Here is a 21808-nt window from a genome sequence, read left to right as displayed (position 1 = left end):
AGCGAAGGAAGAACGCAAAAAGATTGGCTAAAATACCTTTATGAAGAAAGTATGAAAAAAAATCCACTTTTGCCTAGTTTTGAAGAAATGTGCGAAAAAGGACTTGTAAAATTTGAGCCTGTAAAACCTGTAGTCGCATTACAAAGTTTTATAAAAGATCCCATCAATAATCCTTTAAAAACTCCTAGCGGAAAGATAGAAATTTATAGCACAAAACTCGCACAAATGCAAAAAACTTGGAAATTAAAAGAAGGACAACAAATAATGCCTATTCCTGTTTTTGAAAGCCAAAGAGAAGGGATTTTGGGTCCATTAAAACAAAAGTATCCTTTGCAATTTTTTGGCTATTACTACAAAGGCAGAACGCATTCTAACTTTTGGGAAATTCCACAAATTAGAGAAGCTAATCCACAAAAAATTTGGATAAATACTATAGATGCAGAGTAAAGAAGTATCAAAACAGGCGATGTGGTGCAAGCAAGAAATGACTTAGGAATCATACCAGGTTGTGCAGTAACCCCGCAAGATGCATGGGTAAAATATGAAAATGGCATCGATGTGGGAACTTGTGTGAATTCTTTGGCAAGTATAGTGCCATGCTATTTCTAAAGGAAATGGACAACATTCTATTTTAGTTGAAATTGCAAAAGTTTAAGGAGAAAAAGATAAAATTAGAAGAAAATTCACAATTTGGTTTTATGCTAGATCAAAGCAAATGCGTAGGCTGTAGGACTTGCTCACTTTCTTGCAAGGATTATAAAAATATGCCTGTGGGTTAATTTTCGCCGTGTATTTGAGACTGAAGCGGGAAATTGGACAGCTAAAAAAGATGGAAGTTTTGAGCAAAATGTTTTTGCTTACTACACTTCTATTTCTTGTAATCATTGCTCTAATCCATCTTGTCTTAAAGCTTGTCCAACCGGTGCAACAACGAAAATAAATGGGGCATAGTAGCAATCGATGATAGTATGTGTATAGGCTGCAAAGCTTGTGCTATAGCATTTCATTATGGCGCACCTCAATTTAACCATGAAAGTGGTCATATGAGCAAATGCGATGGGTGTTATGAGAGATTAAAAGAAGGTAAAAATCCAAAGGAATTTGCAATGGTGGTTGCTTTTATCCCTTCATTTTTTCATTTAAATGATATTACACACATTTTTAATGTATTAAATAGAATGGGTGTTTTTTATGCAAACAATGAGTGGCATATAGGCTGGATGAATAATGAAATTTTATTTGTATCTCTTGTATGTGCTTTGGGCTTTTTGCTTTATCTAAAAACTTCAAATTGGGTGTTTTATCTTACGCTAATATGTGGAATTTTAGGACTTTTCTTTATGAGTGGAGCTTATGACTCCATGCAAGAAAGTGTGCCTACTTGGGATTTTAAGATCACTTTGCTTTATTTTTTCGCTAGTACTATATTTTTAGGTGCTATTGTTTATTATTGTTTTTTTTGAAAATAGCGAACATGAAAAAAATGTCGTTTTTTACAGGACTTATGGGCATAGGGCTTTAAGCACTGCTATAGTTTTGCAAACCCTACATGTAGAACAAACTTGGATTATGGGGCTTGTAAACCCTTTTGAACTTTTAGGTGGAGCCTATGATTGGTTTATACCGCTTTCTTTTGCATTCTTAGGACTTGGGATTTTTACTTGGTATTTGCATAATTATTTACATGAAAAATTTAAAAGTAAATTTTTTGCTTATTTTTCCCTACTTTGCACATTTTTAGGGGTATTTACCACCAGAATGCTATTTTATGGACTTATAAATACTAGGACATTCTTAATGCAAAAATTGGCAATAGACATATTTATCAATTTTTTGCAAAATCCACCTAATCATTTTTTGCTAGAAAAACTTAAAAAATAAAAATTCTGGCAAAATTGGTTTTTAAAAAATAATAGCAAATTACAATGCACCGCTTTAAAGCTTTTATCATCTTCAAACGAAGATGATAAATTAATAGCAAGTGATTTTACATCTTTGTTTTTAAGCGATGTTGATTATGTAAAAGCACCGCCTTTTGCTTCTTTTTATCTTGATGAAAATAAAGAAATTTATTCAGATAATTCTGATAAAGTTAAGCAAATTTTTGCGCAAAATAACTTTTTTTCTTTTTTTAATGAAGAACCTGCAGATAGCTTGATAAATGAATTATTATTTATTAGTTTTTTAATCAAAAAACAAGATGATATAACTTTGCAAAAATTCTTAAAAGAAGAATTTTTTACTTGGTTTAACATGTGGAGTTTTGATGTTATCAATAAAGCTAAAACACATTTTTATAAAGCATTAGCAATGTTAATGCAAGACTTTTTCAATCAACTAAATACAAAATTTTAACACAAGTCAATTTTTTTCTCCTTTTTAAGATATAAAATATCTCTTTTACAATAAAAAGGAGAAATTATGACAAAAGAACAAATTCAAATTATCAAAGATTGTGTGCCTATTTTGCAAAAAAATGGAGAGGATTTAACCAAGGAGTTTTATAAAATAATGTTTAATGATTATCCTGAGGTAAAACCTATGTTTAATATGGAAAAACAAATTTCAGGAGAACAACCAAAAGCTTTAGCGATGGCGATTTTAATGGCAGCCAAAAATATAGAAAATTTGGAAAATATGAGAAGCTTTGTTGATAAAGTTGCCATAACTCATGTTAATTTAGGGGTTAAAGAAGAGCATTATCCTATAGTTGGAGCTTGCCTTTTAAAGGCTATTAAAAATCTTTTAAATCCTGATGAAGCCACTCTTAAAGCTTGGGAAGTTGCTTATGGAAAAATTGCTGAATTTTATATCGATATAGAAAAAAAGCTCTATGATAAATAATATAAGCCCATTTTGGGCTTTAATCAAATTTTTCTACTAAATTTTTAGCTAATTCCTTTATATTCTCACCCTTTAATTCGCTGATTTCACCATTTTGAGCCAAGAAAATTCTATCAGCACTATCAAAATATGCATCATCATGTGTGATAGCAAAGATTGTTTTACCTTGCTCTTTTAACAAAGGTAAAAGTTTTTTATAAAAAAATCTTCTAAAAACAGGATCTTGATCAGCCGCCCATTCATCAAGCACTAAAATATCCCTTTCTTCAAGCAAGGCTATAAGCATAGCTAAACGCTTTTTTTGCCCTGTAGAAAGTTTGGTTAAGGTCAGTTCATTATCTTTGACACTTGTTTTATCTTTAAGTTCTAAAAACTCCAACCAAAAAGCAATTTTTTCTTCGCTTGCAAAATTTTCTTTATTTAAGGTTTTAGTAAAAAGATGAAAATCGCTAAAAACAGCAGAAATAAGAGATCTATACTCATCTAACTTTTTATCATCTATAAGCGTATCATCAACATAAATTCCGCCTTTGCTTGGCTTAAAAAGTCCTGTCAAAAGCATACAAAAAGTGGATTTACCACTTCCATTTTTACCTATTAAAAATACCAATTCACCTTTTTTAAGTTCTATATTTACAGGATTTAAGTGAAAATTTTCTTCATAAGCAAATTGAGTATTTCTAAAAGAAATTTTTTTCCATTCGCTAATATAATGTGTTTTTTTAAAACCTTCTATATAATCATCTAATTCCAATTTTGCGATCTTATCCAAAGCGATTTTTGCCAAAAGCAAAGTAGGAAAAGATCCTATCATAGATACTAAAGGGGTTCGTAAAAACAAAATAGAAAGAGCTATAGTTGTAGCATCTGCAACACTTGCCCATTCAAATTTTAAAGCTAAGTAAAACTCTACGCCCACTAAAGCCAAAAGAGTTACATTTGTCCAGTTGTTTGAGAGATTGTTAAAAAGATTGCCTAAAGTACTATTTTTCTTTTTCAATCTTGCATTATTTTCAAATTCATCTTCATAATAAAGCTTGGCTCTATCACGATTGATCAAAAGTTCTTTATGTCCATCTAGTATATTTTGGTAATTATTTTGCAAAGCATCGTCATTTTCCCTTGCCTTTCGAAAATACTGATATACTTTCATCATCAAAAAATTATTAGTAATAAAAATAACCATAATCCATACCACACACAAAGCAAAAATTTGTGGTGAAAGATAACATAAATAAACACTAGTGCATAAAATCAATATACTTGATTGTAAAAAATCAGGCAATCTTAAAAGCCCAAAAGATATATTTCTCACATCACTTCCCAAAGAAGCTAAAATTCTAGCCTTACCTACTTTAGCCACTCTTAACAAAGGGGTGTCTAAGATCTGCTTTACTACGCGCCTTTGCATTTTAAAAATAAAATTTTGTCCAAAAATACTAAGTCCAAGTTCAACTATGGTAGAACTTATAAAAAATATCAAAAGCAAAACAATAAAATAAAAAATAGGAATGTTTTGTGCATTTTTAAGCAAATAATCATTGATAAAAACAAGAGTTAAAACTCCAACAGCACTTGTAATAAAAGAAAAAAGCAAAAAAGAAATCAACTTTAATTTATTTTGCTTAAGTAATTCGATAATAAAAGGCATTTATAAACTCCAAAATATAATTTTAATTATAACATTTTAAGAGTGATTATCAAAATTTTATTTTATCTTTTACTATAAAAACAGCACAAATAGCCAATAACGCTAAAAAATCATATATATACTCATACCATATAAAAATGGATTTTCATTTTTACTCGCGAGTGTATTAAGCCAAAAAACGAGTTGCGGAGTAATACCGCCTGAAATTGCATAAGCAATATTATAAGAAAAAGAAATTTCTGAAAATCTTATTTTAGCTCTAAAAACTTCACTCATTAAAATAGGTGCAAACACATTAATCCCACCTAAAAAACAAACAATCGAATACAAAATACACACCAAAACCAAATTTTTAAGTTCATATAAAGCATAAAAATATAAAAAAGAAAAAAATACAAAAGTTAAAGAAAAGAAAATGCAAATTTTAAATAAACCAAATTTATCTACAAGATAACCCATGAAAGCCCCGCCTAAAGCTATTCCCAAAATTCCTAATATCTGCAAATAACTTCCTTCAACCCCACTTAAATTTAAAATACTAGGCATAAATTTAGGCATCAATAAAACAAGCACAATAACACAACCTGTTAAAACCCAAGTCATCATCATTGATGAAAATAAATTTTTTACAATATCCTTTTCTTTAAATAAATCTTTAAGTGGAAAAGAACTAAGCGATGATTCTTTTTTCATTTGTTTAAAAACAGGAGTTTCTTGCAAAAATCTACGCAAATAAATAGAAATAATCCCAAAAATTCCACCTACAAAAAAAGCAATACGCCATGCATAAGCAGCAATTTCTTCTATACTAAAAAAAGCATTAATGATTAAAATACTATACTTCCTAACAAAATTCCTAAAGCCATAGCTGAATTTAAACAGCTTAAAAAGAAAGCTTTTTGTTTTTCTTGACAATGTTCTCTTACAAAAACCCAAGCTCCAGGCAATTCTCCACCTATAGCTATGCCTTGAAAAATTCTTATAAGTATCAATAAAACAGGAGCTAAAAACCCAAGAGTTTCATAACCTGGAATAAAAGCTAAGACAAAGGTAGGAAGAACCATTAGTAAAATACTTAGCATAAACATATTTTTACGCCCAAATTTATCTCCAAAATGTGCCATAACTATACCACCTAAAGGACGTGCTAAATATCCAGCTGCAAATGCTCCATAAGTATTTAATAAAGCCCAAAATTCACTCATATCTTTAGGGAAAATACATTAGCTATATATTCAGCAAAAAAGACAAAAATAATAAAATCATAAAATTCTAAAGTTCCTCCTAGTGAAGAAAGTCCTAAGATCTTAATTTCCTTTGTTCCAAATTTTGATTTTCTCATTGATTAATTACCTTAAATTTTAAAAACATTGTTTTTATTATACTATAATCATTTCCAAAATATTATCTAAAAAATTTAAGGATAAATATGTTTAATTTTATAACCACCCTTTTTAAAAACCAATCTTTATTTTTTAGAAGAAAAAACCACAAGCAAAAGTTCAGATCAAACCCATATAATCTCGCTTAAACAATCTGATGATGAATTTTTAAATTTATTATTTTCTTTTTTAGTGCCACAAAACAATGAAGATAAGAATTTTATAGAAAAAACTCGCACAAAAATCAAAAGAAATGAGCATAATATTGCTCTGATAAAAAATCCAAATTTTAATGCTTTAATAGACACAGGGTTTTTAGATACTATTGATACATTAAAAGAAAAATTGCATATCCACAAAACCGATTTAAAGATATCACTCATATTATCTTAACACACGCACATCCTGATCATATAGGAGCTTTAATGAGCGAAGAAAATCTTTTTCCAAAAGCTCAAATTTTAATCGATAAAAAAGAATATGATTTTTGGATCAAAAGCGATAGACAAGAAATTAAAAACACCTTGCTTAAACTTAAAAATATAGAATTTATTAACCACTCTAAAGATTTGATCTTTCAAAATTCAGGCATTAAAGCCATACCTGCTTACGGGCATACCCCAGGTCAAAATGTTATCATAATTGATGATAAAATAGTCTTTTGGGAGATTTACTTCATCTTTATGATATACAAATCCCAAAACCTAAAATCGCTATAAAAATTTGATATAGATCAAAATGAGGCTATACAAACAAGGGAAAAACTACTTAAAGAATTTAAAGAAAGAAAACTCAAAGTTATAGGGACTCATGCATCTTTTATTGAACCTGAATTTTTAGATTAATTACTTAAAAATTACTAAAAATTAAGTAAAAATTTTAATAATTTTTGCTAAAATTATAGCCTTTTTATTTCATGAAAGGAGAAAATTTTGGCAAAAGATGATGTAATTGAAATTGATGGCACCGTACTTGAAGCATTGCCTAATGCAAATTTCAAGGTTGAACTTGACAACAAACATGTAATTTTATGTCATATTGCAGGAAAAATGCGTATGCATTATATAAGAATAATGCCAGGTGATAAAGTAAAAGTAGAACTTACACCTTATAGCCTTGATAAAGGGCGTATAACTTTTAGATATAAATAATCTAAGTTATTTAAAAGCTAATTTTAGATAAAATTAGAGTTTTTGCGACAAATTACATCGAACTATATGAAGAAGTATTTTTAAAATCCACCACTTATTTTGAAAATAGTTGGTTATTCATAAAACCTGATGTAGTCGTAAATCAAGTGGAATTCATTCAAGGAGACGCTCATGAAAGTGAGACCATCGGTTAAAAAGATGTGCGACAAGTGCAAAGTAGTTCGCCGTAAAGGCGTGGTTCGCATTATTTGCGAAAATCCAAAACATAAACAAAGACAAGGATAAACATGGCTCGTATTGCAGGTGTGGATTTACCAAAGAAAAAAAGAATTGAGTATGGACTAACCTATATTTATGGTATAGGGCTTTTCACTTCAAGAAAAATTCTAGATAAAGTAGGAATTTCTTATGATAAAAGAGTTCATGAGTTAAGTGAAGATGAAGCAGCAGCTATCCGTAAAGAAATTCAAGAAAACTATATGGTTGAAGGGGACTTGAGAAAACAAGTTGCTATGGATATTAAAGCACTTATGGATTTAGGAAGCTTTAGAGGCTTAAGACACAGAAAAGGCTTACCAGTTCGCGGACAAAAAACAAAAACAAACGCAAGAACTAGAAAAGGTAAGAGAAAAACTGTTGGTGCAAAATCATAAGGATAAATCATGGCAAAAAGAAAAATCGTAAAGAAAAAAGTAGTTAAAAAAAATATAGCAAAAGGTATTGTTTATATCAGTGCGACTTTTAACAATACTATGGTTACAGTAACTGATGAAATGGGAAATGCTATCGCTTGGAGTAGTGCAGGTGGTTTAGGATTTAAAGGTTCTAAAAAATCAACTCCTTATGCAGCACAACAAGCAGTAGAAGACGCTTTAAATAAAGCAAAAGAACACGGAATTAAAGAAGTAGGCATTAAAGTACAAGGACCAGGAAGCGGTAGAGAAACTGCTGTTAAGAGTGTAGGTGCTATGGAAGGAATTAAAGTAACTTTCTTAAAAGATATCACTCCATTAGCTCACAATGGTTGCAGACCGCCTAAGCGTCGTCGTGTCTAAGATATTAAGAAAAATTTAGGAGAATATTATGGCAAGATATAGAGGACCAGTAGAAAAATTAGAAAGACGCTTTGGTGTTAGCTTAGCATTAAAAGGGGAAAGAAGACTAGCTGGCAAAAGTGCACTAGATAAACGCCCTTATGCACCAGGACAACACGGAGCAAGAAAAGGTAAAATTAGTGAGTATGGACTTCAATTAAGAGAAAAACAAAAAGCTAAATTTATGTATGGAGTAAGTGAAAAGCAATTCCGTCGTTTATTTGCTGAAGCAGCAAGAAGAGAAGGAAATACAGGGGTATTACTTATCCAACTTTTAGAACAAAGATTAGACAATGTAGTATATAGAATGGGTTTTGCTACAACACGTCGTTTTGCAAGACAACTTGTAACACATGGACATGTTTTAGTAAATGGTAAAAGAGTGGATATTCCTAGCTTTAGAGTAGAAGCAGGTGCTAAAATCGAAATCATCGAAAAAAGCAAAAACAATCCTCAAATTACAAGAGCTATCGAACTTACAGCACAAACTGGAATCGTTGCTTGGGTTGATGTTGAAAAAGATAAGAGATTTGGAATTTTCACAAGAAAACCTGAGAGAGAAGAAGTTGTCATTCCGGTTGAGGAAAGATTTATCGTTGAGCTTTACTCTAAGTAATAGGGGCTAAATATGAGAAACATTACAACATCTGCTTATACGCCAACAGAATTTACAATAGAAAACATTAGTGATACTGTGGCTAAAATCAGTGCTTGGCCTTTTGAGATCGGCTATGGAATCACCCTAGCCCATCCTTTACGCCGTTTGCTTTACACTAGCACCATAGGATATGCTCCAACTGCAATTCATATTGATGGCGTAGCTCATGAATTTGATAGCATGCGTGGTATGCTTGAAGATGTAGCACTTTTTATCATTAATCTAAAAAAACTACGCTTTAAAATTAAAGGCGAATCAAATAAAGAAATAGTAGAATTTAGCTTTAAAGGCTCAAAAGAAATTTACGGCAAAGATCTAAATAATGATCAAGTAGAAGTAGTAAATAAAGACGCCTATCTAGCAACAATCAACGAAGATGCTGAACTCAAATTCACATTGATTGTTGAAAAAGGTATTGGCTATGTACCAAGCGAAGAAATTAAAGAGCTTTTAAATGATCCTAAATTTATAGCTTTAGATGCTTTCTTTACACCTGTAAGAGAAGCAACCTATGATATTGAAAAAGTTTTATTTGAAGATAATCCTGATTATGAAAAAGTGGTTTTAACCGTAACAACTGATGGACAAATCACTCCAAATGAGGCTTTTCAAAATGCTCTAGAAGCTATGTATAAACAATTATCAGTATTTGATAAAATTACCAATGTTAGAAGCGTAATTAAAAATCAAGCAACAAGCAATGAACTAGAAAATACTAAATTATTGCAAAACATTACAGATTTAAATTTAAGTGCTAGAAGTTATAATTGTCTTGAAAAAGCAGGAGTAGTTTACATAGGTGAGCTTGCTTTGATGAGTGTAAGTGAACTTGCAGGGCTTAAAAATTTAGGTAAAAAATCTCTTGATGAAATTAAAAACATCATGGAAAGCATAGGTTTTCCTGTGGGAACTTCTAAGCTTAGCGATAATAAAGAAATACTTAAAAATAAAATCGCAGAATTAAAAGCACAAAACGAAGGATAAAGAATGAGACATAAACATGGATATAGAAAACTTGGCAGAACTTCATCTCATCGTGCTGCCTTATTAAAAAATTTAACTATAGCTTTAGTAAATAGTGGAAAAATCGAAACTACTCTACCAAAAGCTAAAGAATTAAGAGGTTATGTAGAAAGATTGATTACTAGAGCAAGACTTGGAGATTTTAACGCTCATAAAGCAGTTTTTGCTTCATTACAAGATAAAAACGCTACTAATAAATTAGTGACTGAAATTGCTCCAAAATTCAAAGATCGCAATGGTGGATATACAAGAATCATCAAAACAAGAATTCGCCGTGGTGATGCTGCTGAAATGGCTTTCATCGAATTTGTGGCTTAATCAAATCCTAGCTTTTGCTAGGATTAATACTTCAATTAAATACCCTAAAAATAAAAAGTTTTAAATAATTATTTTAAATAAAATTAAATTTATTTATTTTTCAAAACCCTTGCTAAAAATTCAACTACTTATGCTAATATAAGTTTTTAATTTTTAATTTCAAGGATATGTTATGCAAGAAAACACTCGTTTACGCATTGCGATACAAAAATCAGGTAGACTTTCAAAAGAATCCATAGAGCTTCTTTCAGAATGTGGTGTTAAAATGCATATCCATGAACAAAGTTTGATCGCTTTTTCTACAAATTTACCTATAGATATTTTACGCGTTAGAGATGATGATATCCCTGGGCTTATTTTTGATGGTGTTGTAGATTTAGGTATTATAGGGGAAAATGTTTTAGAAGAAAATGAACTTGAACGCCAGTCTTTAGGAGAAAATCCAAGTTATAAGCTTTTAAAAAAGCTAGATTTTGGATATTGCCGTCTTTCTCTTGCCTTACCTCAAGAAAAAAAATTTCAAAATTTGAAAGATTTTGAAGGCTTAAGGATAGCTACTTCTTATCCACAACTTTTAAAGCGTTTTATGAAAGAAAATGGGATTAATTATAAAAATTGTATGCTTACAGGTTCTGTTGAAGTAGCCCCTAGGGCAAATTTAGCCGATGCAATTTGCGATCTTGTTTCAAGCGGGGCAACTTTACAAGCAAATAATCTTAAAGAAGTTAAAGTCATTTATGAATCTCGTGCTTGTTTGATTCAAAAAGAAAATGCTTTAAGTAAAGAAAAACAAGCTTTAGTAGATAAAATTATGTTGCGTGTAGCAGGAGTAATGCAAGCAAGAGAATCTAAATACATTATGCTTCATGCTCCAAAAGAAAAGCTTGATAAAATTCAAGCCCTACTTCCAGGAGTTGAAAGACCAACCATCTTACCTTTAGCACACGATGAAAAAAATGTAGCTTTACATATGGTAAGTAAAGAAAATCTTTTTTGGGAAACCATGGAGGCTTTAAAAGAAGAAGGTGCGAGTTCGATTTTGGTTCTGCCTATAGAAAAAATGTTAAAGTGAGTAAAAAATGCAAATTTTAGTATATGATAATTTAGATGAAAAACAAAAAGAAGAATCATTAAAACGCCCTGCTATAAGTGCGAAAGATGAAATTTCAAAAATAGTAAGTTCTATCATTAAAGAAGTGCAAGAAAAAGGCGATGAAGCTTTGATAGAACAAGCTTTAAAATTTGATAAGGCTGAAATTTCTAATATTAAAATCACTCAAGAAGAAATTACTCAAGCAAGTAATCGTTTGGATAAAGATTTACAAGACGCTATTTTAGTAGCTTATGAAAATATCAAAAAATTCCACGAAGCCCAAATCCCACATGAAATCGCTCTTGAAACTACAAAAGGCGTTAAATGTGAGGTTTTAACACGCCCTATAGAAAAAGTAGGACTTTACATACCAGGGGGTTTAGCACCTTTGTTTTCAACGGTTTTAATGTTAGCTATCCCTGCAAAAATTGCAAGTTGTGAAAAAATCGTTTTAGCAAGTCCTGCAAAAATCAATGATGCCGTGCTTTTTTGTGCCAAGCTTTGTGGCGTGGATGAAATTTATCAAATGGGCGGTGCAGGAGCTATAGCAGCTTTGGCCTACGGTACGCAAAGTGTTTTAAAGGTGGATAAAATTTTTGGCCCAGGAAATGCCTTTGTAACCGAAGCAAAACGCCAAGTAAGTAGCGATATAAACGGAGCGACTATTGATATGCAAGCAGGACCTAGTGAAGTTTTAGTAATAGCTGATGATTTGGCTAATGAAAAATTTGTAGCTAGTGATTTGCTTTCACAAGCTGAACATGGTGCAGATTCTCAAGTGATTTTGGTGTGTTTAAGTCAAAATTTTGCTAAAAAAACAAGCGATGAAGTCCAAAGTCAATTAGAACTTTTGCCTCGCAAAGAGCTTGCAAGCAAAAGCATTGCTAATTCACGCATTATCATAGCTAAAGATTTAAATCAAGCCTTAGAAATTTCAAATCTTTACGCTCCTGAACATTTGATCATACAAACTCAAAATCCACGAGAACTTTTAAAAGGTGTGAAACACGCAGGATCGGTATTTTTAGGAGCTTATTCTCCAGAGTCTATGGGTGATTATGCAAGTGGAACTAATCATGTTTTACCTACTTATGGACTTACTAAAACGCATTCTAGTTTAGGTTTGGCAGATTTTAGTAAAAGAATGACCGTTCAAGAGCTAAGCAAAGAAGGCTTTCTAGCTTTAGGTAAAAGTGTTGAAATTTTAGCACAAAATGAGCATTTAGATGCACACAAAAATGCAGTAACTTTTCGTTTAGAGAGCTTAAAATGAGTCAAAAAATTCTTTTTATAGATAGAGATGGCACTTTAATAGAGGAGCCAAAAAGCGATTTTCAAATCGATACTCTTGAAAAATTGCGTTTTGAAAAAGATGCTATTCCTACTCTTTTAAAACTAAAAAATTTTGGATTTAAATTTGTCATGGTAAGCAATCAAGATGGTCTTGGAACGCCAAGTTTTCCAAAGGAAAATTTTGAAATCGCTCATGAAAAAATGCTTGATATTTTAAAAAGTTGTGGTATAGAATTTCAAGATATTTTTATTTGTCCGCATTTTGAAAATGAAAATTGTGCTTGTAGAAAACCTAAAACCGCTATGTTAGAAGAATATATCAAACACGAACTTTATAACAAGGAGCAAAGTTTTGTTATAGGAGATCGTGAGAGTGATATGATCTTAGCTTCAAATTTAAGTGTGCGTGGTTTAAGATACGGCGAACTTTCTTGGAAAGAAATAGAAAATGAAATTTTAAGTTCTTTTAGAAGTGCGAGTTATCAAAGAACTACTAAAGAAACAGATATAAAAGTAAAAGTGTGCTTAAATGGGGGCAAGGTTAGCATTAAAACAGGTATTGATTTTTTTGATCACATGTTAGAGCAAATCGCTGTACATGGAGGTATAGGGCTTGAAATTTCTTGCAAAGGGGATTTAGAAATCGATGAGCATCATAGCGTTGAAGATGTAGCCTTAGCACTTGGAGCTTGTATCAAAAAAGCTTTAGGGGATAAAATCGGCATTGCAAGATATGGTTTTGCTTTACCTATGGATGAGTGTTTGGCAAGTTGTGCGATGGATTTTTGCAATCGTCCTCATTTAGTCTATAAAGCCAAATTTAAAAAATCTCATTTAGGAGCTTTAAGCACAGAAATGATCGAACACTTTTTTTATTCTTTAAGCTATGCTATGGGTGTGAGTTTGCATTTAAAAGTTAAAGGTAAAAACGATCACCATAAAGCCGAAGGGCTTTTTAAAGCCTTTGCAAAAGCTTTGAAAATGGCAGTAAAAATAGAAAGTGAAAATTTAGCCAGCTCTAAAGGAGTGATATGAAAATCATCATCATCGATACAGCCTGTGCGAATTTGGCATCTTTGAAATTTTGTTTGGATAGATTAGGTTTTAATGCAACTATCAGTAGGGATTTAAAAGAACTTGAAAGTGCGGATAAGCTTTTTTTACCTGGAGTGGGTACTGCAAAAGAAGCGATGAAAAATTTAGAACAATTTAATCTTATTGATTTTATTAAAAATACCAAAAAACCTTTACTTGGTATTTGTTTAGGTATGCAAATTTTAGGAAATTTTTCCGAAGAATTAAATCAAGAAACCTTAAAACTCATAGATTTTACAACTCAAAAATTTAAAGCTAAAGAAGGCTTTACTTTTCCACATATGGGATGGAATCAAGTTCATAGCTCTCATGCTTTGTTTAAAGGTTTAGAAGGGGCTTATTTTTATTTTGTGCATAGTTATTGTGTAGGACTTGGAGAATACACTATAGCAGATTGTGAGTATTCGCAAAAATTTAGCGCAAGTGTAATGAAAGATAATTTTTACGGGGTGCAATTTCACCCTGAAAGAAGCAGTGAAGCGGGAGAAATTTTAATTTCAAATTTTATTAAGGATATAGGATGACTCAAATCATACCCGCACTCGATCTTATAGATGGCGAAGTGGTGCGTCTTGTAAAAGGGGATTACGAACAAAAAAAAGTATATAAATACAATCCCTTAAAGAAATTTAAAGAATACGAAAAAGCAGGAGCGAAAGAACTTCACCTTGTAGATCTTACAGGCGCAAAAGATCCTAGCAAAAGACAGCTTGTTTTGATAGAAAAATTAGCTAAAGAAGTCAGTGTCAATCTACAAGTAGGTGGAGGCATACGCTCTAAAGAAGAAGTTAAAGCTTTGCTTGATTGTGGAGTAAAAAGAGTAGTGATAGGATCTATGGCGATTAAAGATGTGACTTTATGTCTTGAAATTTTAAAAGAATTTGGTAATGAAGTTATAGTTTTAGCCTTAGATACGATTTTGAAAGAGGATTATGTTGTGGCTGTAAATGCTTGGCAAGAAGCAAGCGATAAGAAGCTTATGGAAGTTTTAGATTTTTATAGCAATAAAGGCTTAAAACACATACTTTGCACAGATATTTCAAAAGATGGCACCATGCAAGGAGTAAATATAAGACTTTACAAACTTATCCATGAAATTTTTCCTAATATTTGCATTCAGGCAAGTGGTGGAGTAGCAAGCTTAAAAGACCTTGAAAACTTAAAAGGAATTTGTAGTGGGGTTATCGTAGGAAAAGCTTTATTAGACGGAGTTTTTAGCGTAGAAGAAGGGATAAGATGCTTACAAAACGCATAATTGCATGTTTAGATGTCAAAGATGGCAGAGTAGTAAAAGGAACACAATTTAAAAACCATAAAGATATGGGAGATATCATAGAGCTTGCTAGGTATTATTCTCAAAATGGTATTGATGAACTTGTTTTTTATGATATTGCTGCAAGCGCTAGAAAAGAACGCATATCAAGAGAATGGGTAAGTGAAGTAGCAAAAAATATCAATATTCCTTTTTGTGTTGCAGGGGGTATTAAAAGCGAAGAAGATGCAGCTGAACTTTTAGCTAATGGGGCAGATAAAATTTCTATCAATTCTCCTGCTTTAAATGATCCAAGCCTAATCACACGCCTTGCTAAAAGCTTTGGCGTGCAATGCGTAGTAGTAGGGATTGATAGTTTCAAAGATGAAAATGGAAATTTAAAAGTATTTCAATACACAGGCGATGAAAAAACAAGCAAACATAGTGGAAAAAGCACTTTAGAATGGGTTAAAGAAGTACAAGATCTAGGTGCAGGCGAAATTGTTTTAAATATGATGAATCAAGATGGCGTTAAAAATGGCTATGATTTAGAACAATTAGAAGCTGTATATAAAATTTGCAAAGTACCTTTGATCGCAAGCGGGGGAGCGGGAAAAATGGAGCATTTTTTAGAAGCTTTTAAACTAGGTATAGATGGGGCTTTAGCTGCTTCTGTTTTTCATCAAAAACTTATAGACATTAAAGAATTAAAAATTTATCTTAAAAATCAAGGTTTAAGTATAAGGATATAATATGCAAAATTTCAAAGAACTTAATGAAAAAATTGCTTGGCAAAAAGTGGATCATCTTTTACCTGTCATCATCCAAGATGCAAAAACTTGTGAAGTTTTAATGCTAGGTTTTATGAATAATGAAGCCTTAGAAAAAAGCTTAGAAAGTGGTAAAGTAGTCTTTTTTTCACGCACAAAACAGCGTCTTTGGATGAAGGGTGAAGAAAGTGGAAATTTCTTAAATATCGTAGATTTAAGCTTAGATTGTGATAATGACACGCTTTTAATTTTAGCAAATCCTGTAGGACCTACTTGTCATACGGGCGATATTTCTTGTTTTGAAAAAATTTCTAAAAATGCGGATTTTGTTTTTCTAGCCAGACTTGAAAAGCTTATCAATTCACGCAAAAATGCCGATGAAAATACTTCTTATACAGCAAAACTTTTCAAAAGTGGTACAAAACGCATCGCACAAAAAGTTGGTGAAGAAGGCGTAGAAACAGCTTTGGCAGCGACAGTAAAAGATAAAGAAGAGCTTATTTGTGAAGCAGCGGATTTAATGTATCATTTAAGTGTTTTACTTGCAGATGCAAATCTTAGCTTCTCAGATGTGATTTCAAAGTTAAAAGAAAGGCATAAAGCTTAAAGCTTTATGTAAATAAATTTATATCAATGCAAGGCTTCGTTAAGTTTGACTGCTTTTTTATTTAAAGCTACTATCATAGCACCACTTATAGAATCTTGACGGAAATGTAACCCATTTAAACCTTTAAGCTCTAAGCCTTTGTAAATTTCTTTATCAAAAGAAAAATAAGGATTAAGTTTGGCAAGTTCCTCAGCATCTTTGAGTAAAAATTTCGTTCCCTCTAGCACCGCAATACCTGCATCAACTATACAATTATCCCCTAAAGGAATTCCTGTCACTGAATTAGCCCCTAAAAGACAAGCCTTACCTACACTTATAGCATTGCCACTTGTTCCACTTAAAACACCTAAAATCGAAGCTCCGCCACCTACATCAGAACCTTCTCCTACTATAGCACTTGAACTAATACGCCCTTCAACCATACAAGCTCCTGTTGTACCTGCATTAAAATTCACATAACTTGCCCCTGGCATGATGGTTGTTCCTGCTGCTAAAGACGCACCCATTCTTACTTTAGAACTTTCTAAAATTCTTGTATTATCCTCAGGGATAATATGTGCTAAAAATCTTGGGAATTTATCAACAAAATCGATTTTTGGATATTGATTGCTCATTTTTAAACGCATTTCATTTGCTCTTAAATACTCAAGCTCGATAGGTTTATCATCGCTCCAAGCTACATTGCTTAAAAGTCCAAAAGCTCCATTTAGATTGATACTTCTTAAAGGCACTTTTTTAGTAGAAAGCAAATAAAGTTTTAGATAAACACTTTCTACACTTAAAGGTTCTTTATCCTCAAAAAGACAAACAAAAGCAAATTCATCGTCTTTAAATTTATCTTTGATAATCTTTAATAAATCAATATTTTGATGCCCTTCTTCTTCTAAAAAAGGTTTAAAACAAGAAAGTGCAAAATCAATATCTTCTAATTTCAAAGTTTGCACAAACTCACTCGCATTAAAATCAATCTCCACACCCCTTTGCATAAAAGCTTCAAGCATGATTGCTGCTGAGCCAAAATTTTGCTCATAATTAATCAAAGCAAAACTTGCTTGCAAGATTTTATTTTTATTTAGCTGTCCTCTATCAAGCCTTGCTATACCAAAAGCTTTAGGTTTTTTATAGCCGCTTTTTTGCTCGATTTGTTTGATTAAATGTAAAAAATCTTCTTTAGTATTAATCATTTTCTTTTCCTTATCCACTTAATTTTTAATGCGAACACGCACTTTTTCCATTCATCACAGGTTGTATAGCAGAATTATCCGCACCACCTTCATTGTTAATCTTTTCTATAAAGCTCCAAATTTTTTCAGCCGCCATTAAATAACGCTTTGAACTCACACTTTCAGGGTGATAAAAACTCACAGGCTTGCCTTCATCTCCACCTTCTCTTACTATCATTTCTATAGGAATTTGTGCTAAAACTTCACTTTTATAAGCTTTTGCCATATCCTCAGCTGTTCCTTTACCAAAAATATCATACTCTTTACCATTATCAGGACATAAAAATCCACTCATATTTTCAATCACACCCGCTATAGGAATGTGAAGTTTATTAAACATATCTAAAGCTCTTTTACTATCGTCTAAAGATACGGTTTGAGGTGTGCTTACGCAAACTCCTGCAGTAATAGGAATACTTTGTGCAGAAGTAATTTGCGCATCACCTGTTCCTGGAGGCATATCTAAAAACAATACATCAAGTTCAGGCCAAATCACATCAGCTAAAAGTTGCTCGATTGCTTTCATAATCATAGCTCCACGCCACATAAGACCTTGACCCTCTTCAATCAAAACCCCCATACTCATCATATAAACACCATGAGTTAAAATAGGCTTTAATCTCTGCCCTACTACTTCAGGCTGAGTTTTGGTTTCACCTAGCATTCTTGGAATATTTGGCCCATAAATATCCGCGTCTAAAATCCCCACTCTTTTTCCCATTTTAGCCATGGAAATTGCTAAATTTACTGTAGTTGTAGATTTACCCACACCACCTTTTCCACTTGAAACCATGATGAAATTTTTTACTTGTGGAGCGATATTTTTTCCACTTCTTGAATTACTTTTTTCTTCAGGAATTTTTGGAGTAATGATATTAAGTTCAATACTTTTTAAAGCCAAACTCGATAAAGCTTCAGTAGCATTTTTACGAATTTCATTAACTACTTCAGGATTTGCTGAAACGATTTCTATATCAATGAATACACCATCATCTTGAATTTTAATATCTTTTACAAAGTTAAAACTCACTATATCCTTTTCAAAACCAGGATATTTTACAGTTTTTAATTTCTCTAAAATTTGTTCTTTCATATTTTTTCCTTGTCTTTTAAAAAAATCAATTTTACTAATAAAATGATAAAATTTAGCTTTTTATAAGTGTATAATATGGTAACATTATAAAAACCAACAATATTAAAAAGAGGAATGAAAAAATGAGTGAAATTAGCCTCATTATGTTAGCAGCTGGAAATTCTACTCGTTTTAACACAAAGGTAAAAAAACAATTTTTACGACTTGGAAATGACCCTCTTTGGCTTTATGCAACAAAAAATTTAAGCTCTTTTTATCCTTTTAAAAAAATAGTTGTTACCTCTAGTAATATCGTTTATATGAAAAAATTTACTAAAAACTATGAATTCATAGAAGGTGGTGATACCAGAGCAGAATCCTTAAAAAAAGCCTTAGAGCTCATAGATAGCGAATTTGTTATGGTAAGTGATGTAGCAAGGGTATTGGTGAGCAAAAATTTGTTTGATCGTTTGATTGAAAATTTAGATAAAGCAGATTGTATTACCCCTGCTTTAAAAGTTGCAGATACAACGCTTTTTGACAATGAAGCCTTACAAAGAGAAAAAATCAAACTCATTCAAACCCCGCAAATTTCTAAAACCAAATTGCTTAAAAAAGCCTTGGATCAAAACCTAGAATTTACAGATGATAGCACAGCTATAGCTGCAATGGGTGGAAAAATTTGGTTTGTTGAAGGTGAAGAAAATGCAAGAAAACTAACCTTTAAAGAAGATCTTAAAAAGCTTGATTTACCTAAACCTAGCTTTGAAATTTTTACTGGCAATGGTTTTGATGTGCATGAATTTGGAGAGAATCGCCCTTTGCTTTTAGCAGGAGTGCAAATTCATCCTATTATGGGGCTTAAAGCACACAGCGATGGAGATGTTTTAGCTCACTCTTTAACCGATGCGATTTTAGGTGCTGCAGGACTTGGAGATATAGGAGAGCTTTATCCTGATACTGATATGAAATTTAAAAATGCCAACTCCATGGAGCTTTTAAAACAGGCTTATGATAGAGTCAGAGAAATAGGTTTTGAACTCATTAATATAGACATTTGCGTCATGGCACAAAGCCCTAAACTTAAAGACTTTAAACAAGCTATGCAAAGCAATATAGCTCATACTTTAGATTTAGATGAATTTAGAATCAATGTTAAAGCCACAACAACGGAAAAATTGGGTTTTATTGGAAGAAAAGAAGGTATGGCGGTGCTTAGTAGTGTAAATTTAAAATATTTTGATTGGACAAGATTATGAAAGTTTTAATTATTGAAAATGAAATTTATCTAGCGCAAAGCATTAGCATTAAACTAAGTGATGCTGGATATAGCTGTGAAATTATAAACTCGTTTGATGAATACAATGGTGCAAAATACTATGATATTGTACTGCTTTCTACAAATACTAATAATTTTCTAAAAGCCGTAGGTCAGTTTAAGCATAGTATTATTATTTTGCTTATTTCTTATATAAGCACAGATACAGTTTCAAATCCTTTGAAATTAGGTGCTAGTGATTATATTCAAAAACCCTTTATGATAGAAGAGCTGATTAGAAAAATAAAGCATTATCAAGATTTTAGAAAACTTTCAATCCTTAATAAAGCTTATCAAAGCTATATCAAATCAAGATTAGAAACAATCAAAATTCCAGAGTATAATTATAAAAAATTAAAACTTCCATTGATATTAAAATCCAACAAGCAAAGCAGTGCTGATGCTTTTGTTTTTAATTATGTAAATGAATGTGACATTACTCTTTCTTTTATTGATTTAACATCTACAAATTCAGTTGAAAAAGTTATGAAACTTCCCACAGAAAACAATCTCTTATTTTTGAGTAATTTTCAAGCATTAAAAGCAGCAGAAAAGGAAAAACTCCTAGATTTTATACAAAACAAAAATGTTATTTTGCATACCAATTCAAATACAGATGATTTAAAAATAAACTGCATTAATTTAAATGATAATGAAAAAATTATCAATAGCAATGAAATTTTAACCATAGATGAGTATGTAAAATATGTTATTATAAACTACCAAAATATATTTCCTGATACTGATCTTTCAAAAAAATTAGGCATTTCACGTAAATCTTTATGGGAAAAAAGGAAGAAATATGAAATCAGCAAGAAAAAATAAAAACATTACCATAGATCAAAATGAATTTGGCATCTTATCACTTATTAAAGAAGGTTTGCTAGGTACTTGCACTCATTTAATGAATGAAAAAGAAGTCAATGAAATCATTAAATCAGGAAAATTTAAAGGAGAAAGTTTTCCCTATCCCTTAAGCTTTGCACCAAAAAATGCTGAAGAAGCACTAAATGATATAAAATCTGGCGATAGAATCGATCTCATACTAGATGAAAAAGTAGTAGGACATATAGATTTTAAAAGCCAATTTAAAAATAATAAAAAATTTTCTGATATTTTCAATCCCAACACTTGCTCTCTAAAAGACATAGGAACAACTTGCATAAGTGGAAAAATAGAAATTTACAATTCTCAAATTAAAAAAATAAAAGAAAATTTTCAACAAATCAAAAACAATCTTAATGCACAAAAAATTACCGCTATAGTTTCAAGTTTTGATCCTTTGCATCGTGCCCATGAAAGAATGTTTCGTTGGACTATTGATAAAGCAGATTTAGTTGTAATTTTTCTTGTAGAATCTTTTGATACAAATGGGTTTGAATTCGAACTTAAAGAAGCTTATTTGAAAAAATTTATTCAAAACTATCTTCCACCGGATAGAATTTTCATTTTTCCATTAAAAAATATTAATATTTTTCACGCTCATTTAAATCCTGGCCTAGAAAGCATTATCGCAAAAAGTCTAGGTTGTACCAAACTAGTAGTAGGACAAAATCATACAGGACTTGGAATGTTTTATGATGATAATCAACCAAAAACCATACTTGATGATTTTTCCAAAGACTATGGCATAGAAGTGATTGTTTTGCCTGAATTTGTATTTTGCGATCAATGTCGCATGATTGTTAGCACAAGATCTTGTCCTCATGGTTGTCATCACCATTTGCACTATAATTCTCAGTCTTTAAAAGATTTGTTAAGAGCGGGCATCATTCCTCCAGCAATTTTCATGCGTAAGGAAGTATCTAGTGTTATTTTAACTTCTCTTTTTCCAAATAGATTAAAAAATATGCAAAAAATTTATAATGAGCTTTTTCCAACTGATGGAATTTTAGAATACAAAAATGATGAAGAATTTTATCAAAAACTTTTAGAAATTCATCAAATGTCTTATATGGTGTAAC

General features: G+C 31.4%; 25 protein-coding genes and 4 pseudogenes. 25 read left to right on the top strand and 4 right to left on the bottom strand.

The features are described 5' to 3' along the window. Positions 1–51 precede the first annotated feature (51 nt). The 7 genes and pseudogenes from AJ884_RS10230 to cgb all read left to right on the top strand — a co-directional run bounded on the left by AJ884_RS10230 (position 52) and on the right by cgb (position 2844). Complete coding sequence (locus AJ884_RS10230) at positions 52–447, top strand: hypothetical protein (RefSeq protein ID WP_070277956.1); 396 nt, start codon at positions 52–54, stop codon at positions 445–447. A gap of 24 nt (positions 448–471) precedes the next feature. Continuing rightward, complete coding sequence (locus AJ884_RS10225) at positions 472–609, top strand: hypothetical protein (protein WP_251817328.1); 138 nt, start codon at positions 472–474, stop codon at positions 607–609. Between the two features lie 56 nt (positions 610–665). After that, positions 666–1106: pseudogene (locus AJ884_RS10280) on the top strand (4Fe-4S dicluster domain-containing protein); the annotation flags it as partial. Continuing rightward, positions 1107–1463 (top strand): DmsC/YnfH family molybdoenzyme membrane anchor subunit, encoded by a 357-nt coding sequence (locus tag AJ884_RS10275; RefSeq protein WP_308203065.1) that lies wholly within the window; start codon positions 1107–1109, stop codon positions 1461–1463. Further along, complete coding sequence (locus AJ884_RS10005; RefSeq protein ID WP_180371440.1) at positions 1441–1881, top strand: hypothetical protein; 441 nt, start codon at positions 1441–1443, stop codon at positions 1879–1881. Before AJ884_RS10275 ends, AJ884_RS10005 begins: the two co-directional genes overlap by 23 nt. A 75-nt stretch (positions 1882–1956) precedes the next feature. Then, a pseudogene (locus AJ884_RS09415) lies at positions 1957–2355 on the top strand (molecular chaperone); the annotation flags it as partial. 66 nt (positions 2356–2421) lie between these two features. Then, on the top strand, positions 2422–2844 hold the full coding sequence (cgb, locus tag AJ884_RS09410; RefSeq protein WP_002871269.1) for a single-domain globin Cgb: 423 nt from the start codon (positions 2422–2424) through the stop codon (positions 2842–2844). A gap of 19 nt (positions 2845–2863) precedes the next feature. Here the strand turns inward: cgb and AJ884_RS09405 are convergent, their stop codons facing one another. After that, on the bottom strand, positions 2864–4495 hold the full coding sequence (locus AJ884_RS09405; RefSeq protein ID WP_053872690.1) for a multidrug ABC transporter permease/ATP-binding protein: 1632 nt from the start codon (positions 4493–4495) through the stop codon (positions 2864–2866). A 49-nt stretch (positions 4496–4544) separates the two neighbouring features. After that, positions 4545–5837, bottom strand: a pseudogene (locus AJ884_RS09400) (MFS transporter). Positions 5838–5924: 87 nt separating this feature from the next. On the opposite strand from AJ884_RS09400, the pseudogene AJ884_RS10215 reads away from it, so the two are divergent. The 15 genes and pseudogenes from AJ884_RS10215 (at position 5925) to hisIE (ending at position 16231) form a co-directional block, all read left to right on the top strand. After that, a pseudogene (locus AJ884_RS10215) lies at positions 5925–6722 on the top strand (MBL fold metallo-hydrolase). 87 nt (positions 6723–6809) lie between these two features. Beyond that, positions 6810–7028, top strand: coding sequence for a translation initiation factor IF-1 (infA, locus tag AJ884_RS09385; protein ID WP_002781436.1), 219 nt, complete (start codon positions 6810–6812; stop codon positions 7026–7028). A 171-nt stretch (positions 7029–7199) separates the two neighbouring features. After that, the gene (gene rpmJ, locus AJ884_RS09380; RefSeq protein ID WP_002781429.1) at positions 7200–7313 is read left to right on the top strand and encodes a 50S ribosomal protein L36; all 114 of its coding nucleotides are present in this window, start codon (positions 7200–7202) and stop codon (positions 7311–7313) included. Between the two features lie 2 nt (positions 7314–7315). Continuing rightward, positions 7316–7681 (top strand): 30S ribosomal protein S13, encoded by a 366-nt coding sequence (gene rpsM / locus AJ884_RS09375; RefSeq protein WP_002800121.1) that lies wholly within the window; start codon positions 7316–7318, stop codon positions 7679–7681. A 9-nt stretch (positions 7682–7690) separates the two neighbouring features. After that, positions 7691–8083, top strand: coding sequence for a 30S ribosomal protein S11 (rpsK, locus tag AJ884_RS09370; RefSeq protein ID WP_002779544.1), 393 nt, complete (start codon positions 7691–7693; stop codon positions 8081–8083). 28 nt (positions 8084–8111) lie between these two features. Then, positions 8112–8738 carry a 30S ribosomal protein S4 gene (gene rpsD / locus AJ884_RS09365; RefSeq protein ID WP_002856574.1) on the top strand — a complete coding sequence of 209 codons (627 nt, stop codon included), beginning with the start codon at positions 8112–8114 and terminating at the stop codon, positions 8736–8738. 12 nt (positions 8739–8750) lie between these two features. Next, on the top strand, positions 8751–9764 hold the full coding sequence (locus AJ884_RS09360) for a DNA-directed RNA polymerase subunit alpha (RefSeq protein ID WP_002932419.1): 1014 nt from the start codon (positions 8751–8753) through the stop codon (positions 9762–9764). Between the two features lie 3 nt (positions 9765–9767). Then, the gene (rplQ, locus tag AJ884_RS09355) at positions 9768–10121 is read left to right on the top strand and encodes a 50S ribosomal protein L17 (protein ID WP_070239828.1); all 354 of its coding nucleotides are present in this window, start codon (positions 9768–9770) and stop codon (positions 10119–10121) included. A gap of 172 nt (positions 10122–10293) precedes the next feature. Further along, positions 10294–11193 (top strand): ATP phosphoribosyltransferase, encoded by a 900-nt coding sequence (gene hisG, locus AJ884_RS09350; RefSeq protein WP_002873484.1) that lies wholly within the window; start codon positions 10294–10296, stop codon positions 11191–11193. A gap of 7 nt (positions 11194–11200) precedes the next feature. Beyond that, positions 11201–12487, top strand: a complete 1287-nt coding sequence (gene hisD, locus AJ884_RS09345) for a histidinol dehydrogenase (protein WP_070283781.1) — start codon at positions 11201–11203, stop codon at positions 12485–12487. Next, positions 12484–13542 carry a bifunctional histidinol-phosphatase/imidazoleglycerol-phosphate dehydratase HisB gene (hisB, locus tag AJ884_RS09340; protein ID WP_070283780.1) on the top strand — a complete coding sequence of 353 codons (1059 nt, stop codon included), beginning with the start codon at positions 12484–12486 and terminating at the stop codon, positions 13540–13542. The genes hisD and hisB overlap by 4 nt, the downstream gene beginning before the upstream one ends. Continuing rightward, entirely contained in the window at positions 13539–14126 is a 588-nt protein-coding gene (hisH, locus tag AJ884_RS09335) for an imidazole glycerol phosphate synthase subunit HisH (protein WP_002862245.1), read from the top strand. Before hisB ends, hisH begins: the two co-directional genes overlap by 4 nt. Further along, on the top strand, positions 14123–14857 hold the full coding sequence (hisA, locus tag AJ884_RS09330; RefSeq protein ID WP_070283779.1) for a 1-(5-phosphoribosyl)-5-[(5-phosphoribosylamino)methylideneamino]imidazole-4-carboxamide isomerase: 735 nt from the start codon (positions 14123–14125) through the stop codon (positions 14855–14857). Before hisH ends, hisA begins: the two co-directional genes overlap by 4 nt. Further along, positions 14839–15606, top strand: a complete 768-nt coding sequence (gene hisF / locus AJ884_RS09325; protein WP_002862247.1) for an imidazole glycerol phosphate synthase subunit HisF — start codon at positions 14839–14841, stop codon at positions 15604–15606. The genes hisA and hisF overlap by 19 nt, the downstream gene beginning before the upstream one ends. A 1-nt stretch (position 15607) precedes the next feature. Next, the gene (gene hisIE, locus AJ884_RS09320) at positions 15608–16231 is read left to right on the top strand and encodes a bifunctional phosphoribosyl-AMP cyclohydrolase/phosphoribosyl-ATP diphosphatase HisIE (RefSeq protein WP_002928365.1); all 624 of its coding nucleotides are present in this window, start codon (positions 15608–15610) and stop codon (positions 16229–16231) included. A 23-nt stretch (positions 16232–16254) separates the two neighbouring features. Here hisIE and AJ884_RS09315 read toward each other — a convergent pair whose 3' ends face one another. Further along, positions 16255–17415 (bottom strand): tetrahydrodipicolinate N-succinyltransferase N-terminal domain-containing protein, encoded by a 1161-nt coding sequence (locus AJ884_RS09315; RefSeq protein WP_070248926.1) that lies wholly within the window; start codon positions 17413–17415, stop codon positions 16255–16257. 25 nt (positions 17416–17440) lie between these two features. After that, positions 17441–18547, bottom strand: a complete 1107-nt coding sequence (locus tag AJ884_RS09310; RefSeq protein WP_070286653.1) for an Mrp/NBP35 family ATP-binding protein — start codon at positions 18545–18547, stop codon at positions 17441–17443. A gap of 122 nt (positions 18548–18669) precedes the next feature. On the opposite strand from AJ884_RS09310, the gene AJ884_RS09305 reads away from it, so the two are divergent. Genes AJ884_RS09305 through AJ884_RS09295 form a run of 3 tightly spaced genes read left to right on the top strand, consistent with a single transcriptional unit; the run spans position 18670 to position 21807 of the window. Next, positions 18670–19785, top strand: a complete 1116-nt coding sequence (locus AJ884_RS09305) for a bifunctional 2-C-methyl-D-erythritol 4-phosphate cytidylyltransferase/2-C-methyl-D-erythritol 2,4-cyclodiphosphate synthase (RefSeq protein ID WP_070283777.1) — start codon at positions 18670–18672, stop codon at positions 19783–19785. Then, a complete protein-coding gene (locus AJ884_RS09300) occupies positions 19782–20669 on the top strand; it encodes a response regulator (RefSeq protein WP_070286652.1) in 888 nt (295 codons plus the stop codon). Before AJ884_RS09305 ends, AJ884_RS09300 begins: the two co-directional genes overlap by 4 nt. Beyond that, complete coding sequence (locus AJ884_RS09295) at positions 20647–21807, top strand: sulfate adenylyltransferase (protein ID WP_002862252.1); 1161 nt, start codon at positions 20647–20649, stop codon at positions 21805–21807. The genes AJ884_RS09300 and AJ884_RS09295 overlap by 23 nt, the downstream gene beginning before the upstream one ends. Position 21808: the final 1 nt, after the last annotated feature.

Origin of the sequence: Campylobacter sp. BCW_6463, from assembly GCF_001762785.1 — a bacterium.
Classification (GTDB): domain Bacteria; phylum Campylobacterota; class Campylobacteria; order Campylobacterales; family Campylobacteraceae; genus Campylobacter_D; species Campylobacter_D jejuni.
This window is presented reverse-complemented; position numbering and strand designations above follow the sequence as displayed.

What these genes read in the sequence shown, in the direction of transcription:
- rpsK (WP_002779544.1), top strand. Translation starts at nt 7,691, where the DNA reads ATGGCAAAAAGAAAAATCGTAAAGAAAAAAGTAGTTAAAAAAAATATA.
- AJ884_RS09315 (WP_070248926.1), bottom strand. Translation starts at nt 17,415, where the DNA reads ATGATTAATACTAAAGAAGATTTTTTACATTTAATCAAACAAATCGAG.
- AJ884_RS09305 (WP_070283777.1), top strand. Translation starts at nt 18,670, where the DNA reads ATGAGTGAAATTAGCCTCATTATGTTAGCAGCTGGAAATTCTACTCGT.
- hisA (WP_070283779.1), top strand. Translation starts at nt 14,123, where the DNA reads ATGACTCAAATCATACCCGCACTCGATCTTATAGATGGCGAAGTGGTG.
- AJ884_RS09310 (WP_070286653.1), bottom strand. Translation starts at nt 18,547, where the DNA reads ATGAAAGAACAAATTTTAGAGAAATTAAAAACTGTAAAATATCCTGGT.
- AJ884_RS10275 (WP_308203065.1), top strand. Translation starts at nt 1,107, where the DNA reads ATGGTGGTTGCTTTTATCCCTTCATTTTTTCATTTAAATGATATTACA.
- hisD (WP_070283781.1), top strand. Translation starts at nt 11,201, where the DNA reads ATGCAAATTTTAGTATATGATAATTTAGATGAAAAACAAAAAGAAGAA.
- hisG (WP_002873484.1), top strand. Translation starts at nt 10,294, where the DNA reads ATGCAAGAAAACACTCGTTTACGCATTGCGATACAAAAATCAGGTAGA.
- AJ884_RS09405 (WP_053872690.1), bottom strand. Translation starts at nt 4,495, where the DNA reads ATGCCTTTTATTATCGAATTACTTAAGCAAAATAAATTAAAGTTGATT.
- rpsD (WP_002856574.1), top strand. Translation starts at nt 8,112, where the DNA reads ATGGCAAGATATAGAGGACCAGTAGAAAAATTAGAAAGACGCTTTGGT.
- rpmJ (WP_002781429.1), top strand. Translation starts at nt 7,200, where the DNA reads ATGAAAGTGAGACCATCGGTTAAAAAGATGTGCGACAAGTGCAAAGTA.
- rplQ (WP_070239828.1), top strand. Translation starts at nt 9,768, where the DNA reads ATGAGACATAAACATGGATATAGAAAACTTGGCAGAACTTCATCTCAT.
- AJ884_RS09300 (WP_070286652.1), top strand. Translation starts at nt 19,782, where the DNA reads ATGAAAGTTTTAATTATTGAAAATGAAATTTATCTAGCGCAAAGCATT.
- rpsM (WP_002800121.1), top strand. Translation starts at nt 7,316, where the DNA reads ATGGCTCGTATTGCAGGTGTGGATTTACCAAAGAAAAAAAGAATTGAG.
- cgb (WP_002871269.1), top strand. Translation starts at nt 2,422, where the DNA reads ATGACAAAAGAACAAATTCAAATTATCAAAGATTGTGTGCCTATTTTG.
- AJ884_RS09295 (WP_002862252.1), top strand. Translation starts at nt 20,647, where the DNA reads ATGAAATCAGCAAGAAAAAATAAAAACATTACCATAGATCAAAATGAA.
- AJ884_RS09360 (WP_002932419.1), top strand. Translation starts at nt 8,751, where the DNA reads ATGAGAAACATTACAACATCTGCTTATACGCCAACAGAATTTACAATA.
- hisF (WP_002862247.1), top strand. Translation starts at nt 14,839, where the DNA reads ATGCTTACAAAACGCATAATTGCATGTTTAGATGTCAAAGATGGCAGA.
- AJ884_RS10230 (WP_070277956.1), top strand. Translation starts at nt 52, where the DNA reads ATGAAAAAAAATCCACTTTTGCCTAGTTTTGAAGAAATGTGCGAAAAA.
- hisIE (WP_002928365.1), top strand. Translation starts at nt 15,608, where the DNA reads ATGCAAAATTTCAAAGAACTTAATGAAAAAATTGCTTGGCAAAAAGTG.
- hisH (WP_002862245.1), top strand. Translation starts at nt 13,539, where the DNA reads ATGAAAATCATCATCATCGATACAGCCTGTGCGAATTTGGCATCTTTG.
- hisB (WP_070283780.1), top strand. Translation starts at nt 12,484, where the DNA reads ATGAGTCAAAAAATTCTTTTTATAGATAGAGATGGCACTTTAATAGAG.